A 14,418-nucleotide genomic window follows, 5' to 3' on the forward strand; every position below is an offset into this window, starting at 1 on the left:
GCACGTTTTCGAGGACGCCCCTCCCTCGCCAATGAGCATCGCTCACCTAATGCGCCTCAGCTCCTCACCCGCTTCCGGCATGCCAGACGCTCCACATAGCCAACTCCGCGTATGCTCGAAATATGGCTTACCCGTACGAGGACTTGGACGACGTTCAGTTCGAACGACTGGTAGTCCAGATCGCGCGCAAGCTGTTTGGAATTGGCGTCCAGGCATTTGCAGCTGGCCCCGACGGTGGTCGTGACGCAAGATTCAGCTCGCCAGCAACGCAGTTCCCAAGTGCCGCACAACCTTGGACTGGCGTAACGGTTTTCCAGGCTAAACATACAAATGCAACAAATACTCATTACAACGACGCAATTTTCAGCAGCACTGCTGAGAGTTCCGTGCTAAGCGAAGAAATTCCCAGGATAAAGAAGCTTGTCGTAGCTGGCGAGCTCACAAATTACTTCCTCGTTGCCAATCGCCGGCTGGGTGGCGTCACGGCGTCCACAATAGCGGATCGAATTGCAGTAGAAACCGGAATACCGCGCGAACAGATTTTCCTCGTCGGAATTGAGTATCTAGATGACATGCTGCATCAATTTCCGGACGTGATAGGACTAGCTCGTATCGATCCCCTTGAGGGCCCGCTGCTTGTATCGAGTTACGACCTCGCCGAAGTGATCCTCGCGCTAGCTGAGGAGTTGAACGCCCTCTCACCTCCTTCGCCCGCCAGCGACATCGAACGAACTACGTACAAGGAGAAAAACCGACTGAATAACATGTCGGAAGAATTCGCGAGAACGCTACAGCGCAACTACCTCGCGCTGACGCGACAAATTGACGACTTTCTTGCGGACCCTGCGAATGAACTAGCACTGAACCGCTACCAGGGCGCAGTCGAGGAACTACAGCTGAAGATCATTGCGGTGCGCACCGAAAATACCAATTTTGACGCTGTATTTAATCACCTTATTGACACGATGATTGCACGTGACGGCGTCCTGTCGGGCAATCGCCGACTGACTAGAGCGATGCTATTTTACATGTACTGGCACTGCGATATTGGAAAGGGTATCGATGCTAACGCCGACTAAGCACGCCCACCCCGACGGGACAGTTCTCGCCGCAGCGACAGTCGCACTCGATACACTCCGTGACAACCGGATACTACGGTTCGATGAGCTCAGAGATGCTTTGGCATCGAAGGTGCGCGGTGTCGAATATCTGATGATGCCCGCAATGAGCTTTCTTTACTTGCTCGGTCTTGTTACCTACCACGGTGTCAGCGACGCCTTCGAATATGTGGGTCCACAATGAAACTCATCCGCTTGTACTCAAATCAGTCGGAGATTTTCGCACCTATCGTCTTTAACGACGGTATCTCCGCAGTGGTCGCTGAGATTCGGGTGCCTGCAAATCGTCAGCTCGACACGCACAATCTCGGGAAGACGACCATCGGTGAACTTATCGATTTCCTACTACTCAGGAGAAAGTCCTCGACATTTTTTCTTTTCAAGCGCGAGGATCTGTTCGGTGAGTTCACTTTTTATCTAGAGCTGCAGCTCGACGACACTTCTTTCCTCACGGTCGCGCGTCCAGTGAATCCCGGTTCGCGCGCATGGTTCCTGAAGAGTGAAAGCTCTACACAGGATGCCTCGTCAACGCCTGTCGAATCCTGGAGCCACTCCAACGTCCCCTTTGATCGAGCGCGACTGCTCCTCGACGGATACTTTTCAATTGATGTTTTGCGGCCTTACGACTACCGCAAGCTCGTTGGGTATCTGTTTCGATCCCAGGCCGACTACCTCGACGTGTTCCAGCTAGGAAAATTCTCCGGCAAACATCACGATTGGAAGCCCTTCGTTGCGCAATTGTTGGGAATGTCCTCTGGAAGTGTCGCGGCGCTGTATGCAAAACGGGAAGAACTCAATCAAGCGGCTACGCATCTCAGCGCGTTGCGGACCGAACTCGGCGGCGCAACAATGGACCTGTCTGTTATCGACGGTTTAATCTCAGTCAGACGCCGCGATGCTCAAGCGAAAAGCGCAGTACTGGAGTCGTTCGATTTCAACACCGAGGATCGCATTATAACCGGACATATCGTCGAAGAAATCGAATCGAGTATCGCGGGACTGAACGAACAATCTTATCAGCTTAGTCAGCTGATAAGACGCATTGAACAGTCGCTCGAAGGCGAACGGATCCTCTTTAGTACCGAAGCCTCTGAAACGCTATTTGCCGAGGCTGGAGTCTTGTTTCCCGATGCTTTGACAAAAAGCTACACGCAACTTGTACGATTTAATCGTGCAATTACAGAAGAACGGCGCGATTCTTTACAAGTTCAGCTGGAAGGCGCCCGAGCGGATCTGACCGCAGTAAACGCGTCACTCGTCACACTAAACGCTCAGCGCGCGGCGTCCCTCGGCTTCCTGCGCGAGTCGGAGTCCCTTGCAAAATTTCGCGATCTTTCTAAAGAGCTGACGCGCGTACAAGCGGATCTTAATTCGCTCGAGGCGCGACGTGAGGCTGCAGCTCGAATTCAAGAGCTGCGGCAGCAACACCGTACTTTACAAGAAGAATTTGGCCATCTCGAGACAGTTGTCGAAGAAGAAAGAGACGAAGTCAGCCGGGACGAAACTTCGCGTTTCGGTCGCTTGCGTGGCTTCTTCAGCCAAATTGTTCTTGACGTTTTGGGCCAGAACGCTATTCTCGCGATCAAACTAAATAGTTCGGGTGGTATCGATTTTACGGCTGAATTTGTCGGAAACCAGGGAACCGCTACTAGTGGGGACAAAGGCACTTCCTATAAAAAACTACTCTGCATCGCGTTCGATCTTGCCATGCTACGAGCGTACTCAGACACGCAATTTCCTCGATTTGTTTATCATGATGGCGCCTTGGAACAGCTAGAACCTCGCAAGAGAGAGAATCTGATTCGCGTGCTCCGCGAGTATGCTGATTTCGGCCTGCAGCCAATAATCTCAGTGCTCGACAGTGACCTACCGGATGCGGTAAATGGCGATGGAGATACGCTTCATTCTTCGGACGTCATCGCTCTACTTCACGATGAGGGCGAAGATGGACGGCTCTTCCGAATGCCGACATGGTAATAAACGCTGTGTCGACCATTTGGCTTTTGCTCGCGGCTTGATCTAGGTTGTCGCTGCACAGCACGGCGCTTGTGAGGACTCAATCAAGTATCGGGGCCACCGAAGTGGCGGCGCGGGAGGACATCACAGAAGGAAACAAGCCGACTGATGCTTCCCTTCTTTGCATGGTGGTGCATCAGCGCCCAAGGTCGCTGCGTTCCATTCCTCTGGGCCAGCCGCTGTGCTCCGGCTCTCCGCGGCGTCCTGGGGCTCGCTCGGGGCGTCGTCGCGGAAGAGCTGTGCCTGACGGCGTGCGTCTGCCGCGAGTTCGCGCAGCCTGTCGTGATGCGCGTTGGCGGCGACACCGGCTGCCGCGTCGAGGTCGTAGTCGTTTGCGCGCTTTCCGAGGGGTGCAGCCACTACGGCGCGACCGTTGTCAACGTCGGAGGCGCCGAGGGTTTCTCGAGCAGCATCCTGACTGCGGGCGTCGTTCGCGCGATCGGGCAGGTCGGCTTCCGCTATCGGCAGTTGCGCCTCCGTGCCCGCTACTCCCGCTCGAGCCCGCTGGGGAGCTACCGCGCCCTGCCACTCCTCAACGACGCCGGCTTGCGCAGCGCCGGCGTGTGTCCCCTCACCTCGACGTCGACGGCGGATGTAGTGATGGTTGATGCCGTAGCCGAGAGATCCGGCTCCTCCCGCCGGCCCAGATCGCTGAGCAGCCGAGCAGGGCGGGCCAATCGGCTGCATGGTCGTGATCTCCTTCCATGGATCCCTCCGATCGGTTCGGTCCCGTCTGCCCCATGCCCGACCTAACTCCCGATGTCCCCGAGGACGCCGCCGAGCACCTCCAAGCCGAGCTGCAGCCGAGGCACTTTGGGCGATCATCGGCATGGCGTTGAACAGCGGGATCCTCGCGCCCTACGACTTCGTCGCCCTCCGCCGCGACACCGGAGCGGAGATCATCCGCATGAAAGCAAGGCCGACCTTACCGACGCCTACTACCTCCACGGCCAGGTCGAGTTCGACCTCGAGACGAGACGGTCACCAAGTACCTCGGGGAGCGGCTGCCCGCCGGAAGAGCATGGGCTCCTGCCCTATCCTGCTCAAGGCATCGCCCCTACTCTCAGGGCTACCACCCCCTCGAGATGGAGGGCGAGGGTCAGAGGTGCGCACGGCATCGGCCAGAAGCATGGCGCGAGCGCTCCCGTTCCACGCGTCCGTGAGAGAAGCGACGCCGCGAAGCACAGAGCGCCTTACGAGCGCCGTCACCCACCAGCCGCCCAGACGATTGGAGAACCGATGCACCAGACGCTCGACAACACCCTCCTGCTGTCGCCGCTCGTCGTTCCGCCCGAGGCCGAGATGAAGAAGGCCCTGCTGCTGAGCGAGCGGTTCTCGACGATCGCGCCGCGAGGATTCCCACCCACCGAGGCCATGGCCGAGATGAAGGAGCGATGCTGGTGGATTCCCGCCCATCTCGACGATCTCGACGACCTCACGCGAGAACGCGCCGTCCGCGAGTGCATCGACGCCGCTGCGCGGTACACCTTCACGACCGACGACTGGAAGCAGTCCGACAGACTGGTCGCCCGCAAGCTCCCCTACGAACTGGAGCATTGGCTTCTCGCGAACGACCACCTCGAACCGGCTTCTCGCGACGGCTCTCAGTTCCGAGCGACCAGGGAGAACCTGGTCCCCGCGCTCCTCGCGATCTGCGGCCGACGCCTCTGCCCGGCGAAGGGCTGGCAGTACGGCGTGGCCACGACCGCGACGGCCCGGCAGGCGCTGTTCGCGATCGACGACGCCACCGACCAACGGGCTCTCGCCCTCACGCTCTACGACATCCCCGAGCCGCACCCGGAGGCGACCTTCGACGACATCGTGGCCTTCCGTCAGAGCAAGGAGAAGCTGCTCGCCCGGTACATCGACGGTCTCCGGGACGTGCGGCACGCCGTCGCCGAGGCGGAGGACAGCCGGGAGCTCGAGGACGCGCTCCTCACCTACAAGGCGCGCGTCACGGAGCTGCATCGATCGTCCGGCCCTCTGAAGGGCGAGGGCGGCGGGCGACTCGATCCGATGACTCTGCTGATCCCGATGACCGAGGTCGGCGTCGCGGTCGGAGACTGGTTGACCTCAGGGCCGAGCTTCGCTCCGATCGTCCTGGCGGTGCGAGCCGTCGCCTCGGTCGTCACTCTGCGCCGGCACGACGCGACGTCCTACCTCTCAGCCGCGGTGGCGGAGAACCTGATCGAGGCGCCGGAGAGCCGGGCGGTGACGGTCGGCCTGCGGGACTGACCAGCGGCTCACGTCGCGACAACGCCGTCCCGGGCGCGACCAGGGTCCTGCCACCCCCGCTTCGGTACCGTCTCCCCCATGCCCGACCCCACTCCCGACGCCCCTGAGGTCGCCGCCGAGCACCTCCGAGCGGAGTTGCAGCTGCGGCGCTTCGGGCGGCTCCGCCTCACCATCGACATGGCGCTGGGCAGCGGGTTCCTCGCGCCCTACGACCTCGTCGTCCTCCGCCTCGACACCGGAGCGGAGATCATCCGCGTGAAGGCCGATCTCACCGATCCCCACTACCTCCTCGGTCAGGTCGAGCTCGACCTCGAGCAGAAGACGGTCGCCGAGTTCCTCGAGGAGTGGCGCCCCGCCTGACCGGGTCGGCACAGCCGCGATCCCGGTAACGGGGACAGCACGGCGCCGAGGCGACTGGAGCAGGACAGCGGGGATCCGCGCCCCCTCGCCTCACCGATCCGCAGGAACCCTGTCGCGCTCTCCCTCAGCGACCACCACCGGCACCCACGCGCCGCGCGCCGGCCGCCCTGCCCACCACACGTACATCCCGGCGGCGATCACGGCGCCTCCGGCCGCGATCGCCCACCACGGGAACCCGGCGACGTCGGGCGACTCCCCCGCCGCGTCCACGTCCGACTGCGGCGTCGGGATCACCCGTTCGCCGGTGACGAGGATGCGGTGGGTGTTGATCCCGAGCGGGGTGCAGGTGACGAGGGTCAGGAGGTCCTGGCCGGGCTGCACGAGGAGGCTCTGCGTATCCTCCGGCTCGACGACCAGCGTCTCGCGCACGCGGTAGGTGACCACCTCGCCGTAGACCTCGATGGTGAAGGTGTCGCCGACGTCGACGCGGTCGAGGTGGGTGAAGAGCTCGGCCGAGGCGAGGCCGCGGTGGCCGGTGAGCACCGAGTGGGTGGAGGGGCCGCCGACCGGCAGGGCGGTGCCCTCGAGGTGGCCGACGCCGCGCTCGAGGACGGCGTCGCTCGTGCCGTGGAAGATCGGCAGGTCCACGTCGATGGCGGGGATCCTGATCCGGGCCATCAGTCCCTCGGCGTCGCCGCGCAGGAGGGAGGAGTAGCGCTCGCGGTCGGCGACCTGCTCGTCGTCGGCGAGGGGGAGGCGCTCGTTCGCGGCGACGGCCGCGCCGCCTCCGCTGAGGCTCTGGTTGTAGGCGCGGGCCTCGACGAGGTTCTGACGGAGGGTCTCGGCGCCGAGGTCGGTGATGTCCTGCGTGAGGGAGTCGATCTCGCGCGCCTGCTCGACGGCGCTGAGCCAGCTCGCGGCGACGGGGTACAGCAGCAGCGCCACTCCCGAGAGGCTGATGAGCGCGATGACCAGCGGGGCGATCGGCAGCCGCCACCGCGGCCGGCGGTGGAGCTGCCTCCGCCGGGGAAAAGGTGCGGAGACAGAGGAATGCGGGGCACCCGACGGGTGCCCCGCATTCGACTTCGTCATGGTGTGACGTTACTCCGCGGTCTGAGCAGCCAGCGCGGTGCGGCGGCGCGAGGCGATCAGGCCCGAACCGATCGCGAGGGCGAGGAGCGCGCCTCCACCGAGGGTGAACCACTGCGCGCCGCCACCGGTGAGGGGCAGGGCGAACGCCGGCACCTGGGTGTGGAGGAACTCGACGTAGTTCTGAATCGGCGCGGTGGCCGAGCTCGGTCCGGCGACGACCTGCGTCAGCACCTGGGCCGGGGTGGGCAGACGGAATCCGGCGGGCGGGGTCAGCTCGCGGACGTAGTAGTTGCCCGGCGTGATGATCGGGATCTCGACGATGCCGTTCGCTCCGGTCGTCCAGTTCTGGTTGCCGTTGATGAACACCGGGTTCTGGCCGAGGTTGGCGTCGTTCTCGGTGAGGAACACCTGGTAGACCGCACCCGCAAGCGGCACGCGGTTGGCGCCGTTGTTCTGGTACGCGTACACGGTCAGCTGACCGATCGGGGTGCTGCCGGTGACCGTCTCCGTGGCCCCGTTCACGACGCTCGTCGCCGAGTTGGTGATGATGCCGTTGGCCGGGATGGCGGTGGCGCGGGTGAGCACCGTGAGGGTGACGACGCCGCCCTGCAGGCCCTGGAGCTTGGTGAGGCCGGACTGTAAGAAGTTCAGCGTGACGTTCCGGGTCGCGGCGTCGTAGCCGAGCGTGTAGTCGGTGTTCGCGATGAACGCCGGTGCGGGCGCGGTGCCCGCGGCGCTGGTCACGGTGATGCCGGTGGGCGCGACGCCGGCCGGGCCGGTCGGCAGGTAGGTCAGCTCGGCGGGGAGCGTGTCGGTGAGGGTGAACGCCTCCAGCGCGTCACCGGCGGCGAGCACCGGCACGTCCGAGGCGATGGCCCAGCGGATGAGGTCGGGGTTGCGCGCCTCGACCGAGTTCGCCGCCGCGGGGACGCGCGTCTTGGTGAGCTCCGTGACCGCGTTCTTGGGGTAGACGTGGACGTCGTAGATCCACTGGTTCGCCGGCGCACCGGTCGGGCCCGTCGGGAACGGCAGGGTGACGAGGAACGGCGCCGCGCCGTTGGTGGCTCCGGCGGGGAGCTGGGTCTCGGTCACGAGGTAGAGGCCGAGCGGCATGCTCGCGCCGTTATTGAACACGGCCTCGCCGTCCGTGCCGCTGGTGGCGGTGAAGGTGTCGGCGGCGGTGACGCGGGTCGCCGCGGTGCCCGGGGTCAGGTTCGCGACCTGGTTCCAGCCGTCGGGCGTGGTGAGGTCGACGCCCTGGACGCGCGCGGCGGTGAACACGGCTCCGGGCAGCGCGTCACCGGGGACCGTGATCTCCTGGCCGGTGCCGATCGCCTGGCCGTTGTTGGAGCCCAGCGCGAGCTTGTGCACGGTGAGGGTGCGGCTGATGGTGGGGTCGATGTTGCCGGGCAGCGTGACCGCTGACGCCGGCGCGACGGCGGTGAACACCGCCGCAGCGCTCAGCGCGAGGACGCCGGCTGCGGCGGCGAGCCGCCTGGTGAGTGAGCGGGACATGTGATCTCTCCTACTGAGGTCGTGAGTGCTGGTGTCGTGGAGTCGAAGGTGTGCGGGAAGGGGTCTGCGGGAGAGCGCCGGGGCTCTCGGTCGGGGCGTCACCGGGAGGGGCCTCGCAGCCTCCGGCGCCGCTCCCAGAGGAGGAGGCCGAGTGCGAGAGTGAGCACCGACCCCCCGCCCAGGAGGAACGCGTCGGTGCTGGCGCCACCGGTCAGCGGCAGGCGTGTGGGGTCCACGGGGGCGTTGACGAAGCGGTAGACCGCCGTCTGACCGGCCGTGGGGGCCGTGATCGTCCGCGAGGCGACCGGGGACCACGTCGTCCCGGTCAGGCGCTCGAGACGCAGTTCCTGGTAGGCGAGGCGGCGGGTCGGATCCGTCGCCGCCTCGGACAGCGTGTAGCCGTGGCCCGGTCGCACCTCGAAGGTGCTCGCCGGGTTGCCCGCGGCGGCGTACTCCGCGCCGGCCCGGGTCTCCGTCGGGAGCGTCGCTCCGGCCAGTGCGGCGGGCGTCGCGGTGACGCGCCAGTCGGCCGCCTGGAAGCCGGTCTGGGGGCGCAGGACCTGCTTGACCAGGGTGATCGTCGCGCTGGCGTTGTCCACGGTGCAGGTGACGGCGGCACCGTTCGTCGGGGTCACGTCTCCGGCCGCGCTCACGGTGAGGACGGCGCCGGTGTCGGTGCGGCACTGCCAGGGCCCGGTCTGCACGGAGGTGGCGGGGCCCCCGGTCTCGGCGAGCCGGTAGGCGGCACCCGGGGTGACGGGGATCGCCGACACGCCCGCGGAGCCCGCGCGGCCGGTCGGGCCGGGCAGGGCGCCGGTCGGGCCGGTGGCGCTGAGCGTGAAGTCGCTGGGCAGCGCACTGCCGGAGCTCACCGTCTTCACGAGCGTGAGCGAGGCCGTGGGCCGGTTCACGATCGAGCACTCGACGACCGCCGCGGAGGCGATGCCGGTGAGGCTCGCGCTGATGACGGTCCCCGACTGCGAGAACGTGGTCGCCCGGGCGGCGCCGTTGACCGTGCAGGCGCCGCTGACGAACGCGAAGCCCGTCTGCTGCACCTCCGAGACGGTGAGCGTCGCCCGCGACGCCTCCGTGCCGAACAAGACGGTCCAGGCGGCCTGACCCGCCGCGTCCGTCTGCTGGCGGGGCGACTGCTCCGGCAGCAGGGCGACGGTGCCGGCGGTGGCCGTCGCCGTCGTGCCCACCGTCCAGTCCACGCCGGGGCGGGTCGTGCCGGAGGCGTCCCGGATCGTCTTGGTGATGCGCACCGTGGAGGCGGGGCGCGGGGAGTTGAAGAAGGTGCAGGTGACGTTGACGCCGAGCCGGTTCGGGAGGGTGACCGTGCCGGTCGGGTTCGAGCCCGTGCTCACCCGCACGCCGTCCGCGTAGCACTCGTAGATGCTCGTGTAGGCGGTGATCGGGGAGGCGGAGCCCGCGGCCATCGCCTCCGAGACCGTCACCGTGCTGTTGATCGGAGTGGGGAAGGGGCCGATCTGCGCGGTCTGGCGGCCGGTGGTGGCGCCGGTGGTGGTGGCCGTGGCGAGCGCCGACGCCGGGGAGCCGGCGGCGGCCGTGAGCTGGAACTGGTCCGCCGCGGCCAGGCGGCCCACCACGCTCTTCTGCACGGTGATCGTGGCCGGCGAGGAGCAGCCGGAGAGGTCGACGGCGTTGACGCTCACGCGCGGCGTGCCGCTGACGCGGGTCCACGTGGTGGCGTCGAACTCGTAGGCGCTGCCGGGAATCGCCGGGGCGCCGTTCGCGGCGGCGACGTCGCCGTTGGCGAGGTAGACGGTTCCGCGCGGCGAGAAGGCGATGCCGTTGATGTTGGCGAAGGCGGCGTCGGTCCCCGTCACGGCCTTCGCGATCGACGTGTTCACCGGGAGGGTGCCGCCGGTCGCCGCGGCCAGGGCGTCGGCCGGCACGGTGAAGATCGCGGCGCTGCTCGCGTTGTTGACCGAGCCCGCGCCGACGACGTAGAGGTTGCCGCGAGCGTCGAACGCCATGTCGCCGTTGCCGTTGGGGGTTCCGGAGGTGGGGAAGGAGCCGACGAGGGCGAACCGGGTGGCGACGGGGTTGGCCTCGGTGAAGCTCCAGATGTAGAACTGGCCGCTCGCGAAACTGCCGAACAGGTACCGGCCCGTCCGGAGGTCGACCGCGCCGGCGACGATGCTGCCGGTCACCTGCGCTCCGCCGGCCACGGTCGTGTACGCGCTGTTCGCGATCCTCTGGAAGCCGGCCTCCGGCGTCCACTTGAGGACGGCGTCGACGTCCGTCGCGTCGGACGAGCGGTCCAGCGCGTAGGCGAAGGCGCCGTTCGCGCCGACGCCGAGCGCGTTCGCCTCGGCGGTCCCCGACCAGCTGCCGATCGAGGTCAGGGATCCCGTGACGATGTCGGCCTGCTGCAGAGCGCCGGCCGCCGTGAGGGAGTAGAAGCGGCCGGTGTCGCAGAACAGGCGCGGCGTCTGCACGGTGTTCGTGAAGGTGCAGAGCACCTCCGCTCCCGCCTCGCTGGGGATCGTGATCGACCCGGCGGCGGATGCTCCGGAGGCGATGACCGTGCCGCCGCGCGAGCACTCGTAGCTGTTGGAGTACCCCAGGCCCGCGCCCGCGGTCTGCGCCTCGGCGATCGTGTACGTCGCTCCGGACTGCACGGTGAGGCGGCTGATCTGCGCGGCCTGGATCCCGGTGGTGGTGCCCGTGGTGGTCGCCGACGCGAGGACGGTCGTGCCGCTGCGCACCGAGAGCGTGAACTGGTCGCCCGTGGCGCTGCGCACCGGCAGGTTCTTCCGGACGGTGAGGGTCGTCGCGGCCTGGATCGTCACCGAGGTGGGGGCGGAGGCGATGAGGCCGGTGGGAGTCGTGGTCCCGGTGCTGTACGTCCCGGCGGCGGCGGCCACCACGTCCACGGAGATCGTGCACGAGGTCGCACCCGCGGCGAGATCGCCGCCGAGCGTCGAGACGGTGGAGGATCCGGCAGCCGCGGTCACGGCGAACGCCGTTCCGGTGACGTCGGTGCAGGACCCGCCGACAGCCGGCGTCGGGGCCACGACGAGGCCGGCCGGGAGAGCGGTCGAGAAGCGCCAGTCCGCCTTCGCGAGGAGGTCGCTGGTGTTGGTGACCGTGTAGGTCAGCGTGGTCGGCACCGTCGCGGTCGGCACGGCCTGCGTGAAGGCCGCATCGAGAGCGGGGGTGACGTCGAGCACGCGGAGGTCGTCGACGGCGAAGGCGCTTCCCGTGCCGGTGACCGTGTTCACGAGCTGCACCTGGGCTGCGGCGATCTGCGCCGGAGTGAGGAGCGCGGTGCTCGTGCCGGTGTAGGCGACGGCGCGGGCGGAGGCGGGGAGCGCGGGATCCACGAGCGCGCCGAGCCCGCCGACCAGCGGGAGGGTCGGGGACGTGTAGAACACGCTGCCGGTCGCGGCGCAGGGCACGACCGGTGCGGCGAATCCGGTGAGGACGGTCGACCCGCCCGACACCAGGTTGAGGGAGAGGGACGAGTTGTTCGTCCCGCACTGCCCGCCGGCGGCGTTCATGCCGACGGCGTAGTAGCGGGCGGCGGGAGCGGAGACGCCGATCCCCGCGGCGCTCTGGGCGACGGTCGTGCCGCCGGTGACGGCGGCGTACGGGTACTCGACCAGGGCGTGGTTCGCCTGCGTGCCGGTGTTCGAGCCGTTGGCCGGTGCGGTGCTGGAGGTGGACCCCGGCACTCCGGCCGCCACCTGGCCGAGGACGTCCGCCATGCGGCGGGTCTCGCGTGCGGCCGACGATCCCGTGCCGACGGTGAGGAGGGGCCGGGTCGGGCAGAAGGCGGCGTTGGGGTACGGCGCCGTGTAGTTGACCAGGACGCCGGTGCAGTTCGTGGCGGTCGACCAGCCGGTGGCTGCCGTGTAGCGGCCGTTCGCGTAGGCGGTGAGCGCGCTCGGTGCGGTCGTCAGACCCTGCTCGAAGGTCTCCGTCCACACCTGTCGCGGGGCCTCGGCGACGCCGGCCGCGAGCGTGGAGAAGCCTCCCGCTGCTCGCGCCGTCGCGGGCGGGCCGCGGTCCGACTCCTGGTCGTCGTCCGACGCCGCCGTGGGAGCGGGCGCCGATCCGGCGGGCGCCGGCTCGACGGGCTGCTCCGTCTCTGCGGCGCCGCGGGGCGCTGCGGGATCGGGCTCGTCCTGAGCGGGCTCCTCCGCCGTGGCACTCGGCGACTCCGCGGCCTCGGCGGGTGCGAAAGAAGCGGAGGTCGACGGGGCGGACGCCGAGGGCGCGGGTGCCGAGGGGGCGGGTGTCGACGGGGCGGGTGCCGGATCGGCCTCGGGGGCTGCCGGCGGTGTCGGTGCGACCGGCGTCGGGAGAGGAGCGGGGGCGTCGCCGGCGACCGGATCCGCCTGGTTCGCGGCCTGAGCGGGAGACGAGGCGGAGACGTCGCCGAGCCCCCACGAGCCGACGAGGAGAGCGCCGATCGTCGCGAAGACGACGGCTCGCATTCCGAGGCGCGACGGCGATCGGTGCCGTGAGGGGCGGCGCCGCCGGGTCGTGAAAGCCATGGTTCTGCTTCTCAGTCGTGTTGTCGATCGTGGAGATGAGCGAAACGTCGACACGACGAACGACACGGATGTCGCAGCGAGTGCGGAGGCCCCAGACTCCGGAGGGGAGCACGCATTCCCCGCGGGCTTCCGAAGATGAACGTATAGGTCGGCCTCCCTCTCGCCATAGAGAAGTGAGCCCCCCTTGTCGGGGCCATAACCGATGAGAAAAGGACCGGGGTGAAGCCGAATATGGCGCCTTTTGACGGGTCCTCGCGAAGGAGTTCTAAGAAGTGAGCGCGCGCGACCGGCTCGGCTCACTCCTCCCGTCAGGTCCCGTGCAACGCTCGGGCCCCACCCGGCCACGTACTCGGTAGACGCCCGACCGACGAAGGATGGACCCGATGACGCGACCCACACTCGACGACCTGCTCTCCCGCAGCGACCCCGCGACCGACGACCGGGCGCCCGGCGTCCGCACCGCCCTGCACAGCGTGATCGCCGAGACCCGCGAACGCGCGCCCCGCCGTCCCGCGCGGTCGAGGGCGTGGTGGCTGGCGGCTCCCGTCCTCCTCGTCCCGGGTCTCGTGCTGGCGACCAGCGCCGGCACCGACGTCCGCTCGGTCCCCGACTTCACGATCCCGATCACCTACACCACCGACTCGGGCGCAGCGGTGTCGTGCTCGATCGACTACTTCAACGGCGAGATCGACTACCGCGAGGTCACCACCTCCGCGACCGACTACCTGCGCGCGCAGGACTGGAGCGGCGTCGGCCAGCGGATCCACGACGACGCGGTCGCCTACACGACCGACCCCGCTTGGCTGGCCTCGGACATGAACAGCGACGGCCCCGGCCTCTCTGACGAGACGATCCGCTGGCGCGCCTGGATCACCGCCGCGGACGACCACATCCTCGACACGATCCCCGAGGGCGTGATCGTCGAGGGCGACGGCGGCCTGGGCGGCAGCACCGACTGCACGGGAGTGCTGTGATGAGCGCCGGCGAGGCGGCGCCGTCGATGGCCCGCAGCGTCGTCCGCTCCCCCGCGCGCGACCGGGAGGCCGAGATCACGGCCCTGGTCGAGCGGGAGGCGCCGGACCTGCTCCGCTACTTCGCGCGGCGGACGGCGAGCCCCGAGGACGCCGCGGACCTCCTCAGCGACACCCTCCTGATCCTCTGGCGGAAGGAGCGGTCGATCCCCGAGGACGAGACGCGCGCGCGGATGTGGGCGTTCGGCGTCGCACGGCGGGTGCTCTCGGGCCAGCGCCGCACCGCGACCCGGAGGAGCGCGCTCGTCGAGCGGCTGGCGGAGGAGCTCCGCATCACTCCGCCCGCGCCGGCCGACGACGCGGCCGAGGACGTCCGCGCCGCGATCGCGCAGCTGAAGCCCGTCGACCAGGAGATCATCACCCTCGTCTACTGGGACGGCTTCTCCCTCGCCGAAGCGGCCGAGATCCTGTCCCTCCGCGCCGCGACCGTGCGGAGCCGGCACGCGCGGGCGCGGGCGACGCTGCGGGACGCGCTGGGAGCGGCGATGTGAGGAGGGGTGCGCAACCCCTCGCCCGGCGCCC

Annotated in this window: 10 protein-coding genes; 7 read left to right on the forward strand and 3 right to left on the reverse strand. The window is 67.7% G+C overall.

Translation table 11 applies throughout. The features are described 5' to 3' along the window. Window positions 1-122 precede the first annotated feature (122 nt). The 5 genes from C5C49_RS16730 (at window position 123) to C5C49_RS06125 (ending at window position 5,729) form a co-directional block, all read left to right on the forward strand. The gene (locus tag C5C49_RS16730) at window positions 123-1,079 is read left to right on the forward strand and encodes an ABC-three component system protein (protein ID WP_146084856.1); all 957 of its coding nucleotides are present in this window, start codon (window positions 123-125) and stop codon (window positions 1,077-1,079) included. After that, window positions 1,063-1,302 (forward strand): ABC-three component system middle component 8, encoded by a 240-nt coding sequence (locus tag C5C49_RS17520; protein ID WP_104345696.1) that lies wholly within the window; start codon window positions 1,063-1,065, stop codon window positions 1,300-1,302. The genes C5C49_RS16730 and C5C49_RS17520 overlap by 17 nt, the downstream gene beginning before the upstream one ends. Continuing rightward, a complete protein-coding gene (locus C5C49_RS06110) occupies window positions 1,299-3,095 on the forward strand; it encodes a DUF2326 domain-containing protein (RefSeq protein WP_104345697.1) in 1,797 nt (598 codons plus the stop codon). Before C5C49_RS17520 ends, C5C49_RS06110 begins: the two co-directional genes overlap by 4 nt. A gap of 1,278 nt (window positions 3,096-4,373) precedes the next feature. Continuing rightward, on the forward strand, window positions 4,374-5,369 hold the full coding sequence (locus C5C49_RS06120; protein ID WP_104345699.1) for a hypothetical protein: 996 nt from the start codon (window positions 4,374-4,376) through the stop codon (window positions 5,367-5,369). Between the two features lie 78 nt (window positions 5,370-5,447). Next, window positions 5,448-5,729, forward strand: coding sequence for a hypothetical protein (locus tag C5C49_RS06125; RefSeq protein WP_104345700.1), 282 nt, complete (start codon window positions 5,448-5,450; stop codon window positions 5,727-5,729). Window positions 5,730-5,819: 90 nt separating this feature from the next. Here the strand turns inward: C5C49_RS06125 and C5C49_RS06130 are convergent, their stop codons facing one another. The 3 genes from C5C49_RS06130 to C5C49_RS06140 form a co-directional block, all read right to left on the reverse strand. After that, window positions 5,820-6,674: a class C sortase gene (locus C5C49_RS06130; protein ID WP_258068399.1), complete on the reverse strand. Its 855-nt coding sequence runs from the start codon at window positions 6,672-6,674 to the stop codon at window positions 5,820-5,822. A 156-nt stretch (window positions 6,675-6,830) separates the two neighbouring features. Then, window positions 6,831-8,336 carry a SpaH/EbpB family LPXTG-anchored major pilin gene (locus C5C49_RS06135; protein ID WP_104261673.1) on the reverse strand — a complete coding sequence of 502 codons (1,506 nt, stop codon included), beginning with the start codon at window positions 8,334-8,336 and terminating at the stop codon, window positions 6,831-6,833. Window positions 8,337-8,434: 98 nt separating this feature from the next. Then, on the reverse strand, window positions 8,435-12,865 hold the full coding sequence (locus C5C49_RS06140) for an LPXTG cell wall anchor domain-containing protein (protein WP_146084857.1): 4,431 nt from the start codon (window positions 12,863-12,865) through the stop codon (window positions 8,435-8,437). Between the two features lie 383 nt (window positions 12,866-13,248). On the opposite strand from C5C49_RS06140, the gene C5C49_RS06145 reads away from it, so the two are divergent. Both C5C49_RS06145 and C5C49_RS06150 read left to right on the forward strand, forming a co-directional pair. After that, complete coding sequence (locus tag C5C49_RS06145; RefSeq protein WP_104345702.1) at window positions 13,249-13,839, forward strand: hypothetical protein; 591 nt, start codon at window positions 13,249-13,251, stop codon at window positions 13,837-13,839. Next, a complete protein-coding gene (locus C5C49_RS06150) occupies window positions 13,839-14,387 on the forward strand; it encodes an RNA polymerase sigma factor (RefSeq protein ID WP_208543336.1) in 549 nt (182 codons plus the stop codon). The genes C5C49_RS06145 and C5C49_RS06150 overlap by 1 nt, the downstream gene beginning before the upstream one ends. Window positions 14,388-14,418 lie beyond the last annotated feature (31 nt).

Source organism: Rathayibacter sp. AY1E2 (assembly GCF_002932325.1).
Lineage (GTDB): Bacteria > Actinomycetota > Actinomycetes > Actinomycetales > Microbacteriaceae > Rathayibacter.

Coding starts and splice junctions, on each gene's coding strand:
- C5C49_RS16730 (WP_146084856.1), top strand. CDS start 123: ATGGCTTACCCGTACGAGGACTTGGACGACGTTCAGTTCGAACGACTG.
- C5C49_RS17520 (WP_104345696.1), top strand. CDS start 1,063: ATGCTAACGCCGACTAAGCACGCCCACCCCGACGGGACAGTTCTCGCC.
- C5C49_RS06110 (WP_104345697.1), top strand. CDS start 1,299: ATGAAACTCATCCGCTTGTACTCAAATCAGTCGGAGATTTTCGCACCT.
- C5C49_RS06120 (WP_104345699.1), top strand. CDS start 4,374: ATGCACCAGACGCTCGACAACACCCTCCTGCTGTCGCCGCTCGTCGTT.
- C5C49_RS06125 (WP_104345700.1), top strand. CDS start 5,448: ATGCCCGACCCCACTCCCGACGCCCCTGAGGTCGCCGCCGAGCACCTC.
- C5C49_RS06135 (WP_104261673.1), bottom strand. CDS start 8,336: ATGTCCCGCTCACTCACCAGGCGGCTCGCCGCCGCAGCCGGCGTCCTC.
- C5C49_RS06140 (WP_146084857.1), bottom strand. CDS start 12,865: ATGGCTTTCACGACCCGGCGGCGCCGCCCCTCACGGCACCGATCGCCG.
- C5C49_RS06145 (WP_104345702.1), top strand. CDS start 13,249: ATGACGCGACCCACACTCGACGACCTGCTCTCCCGCAGCGACCCCGCG.
- C5C49_RS06150 (WP_208543336.1), top strand. CDS start 13,839: ATGAGCGCCGGCGAGGCGGCGCCGTCGATGGCCCGCAGCGTCGTCCGC.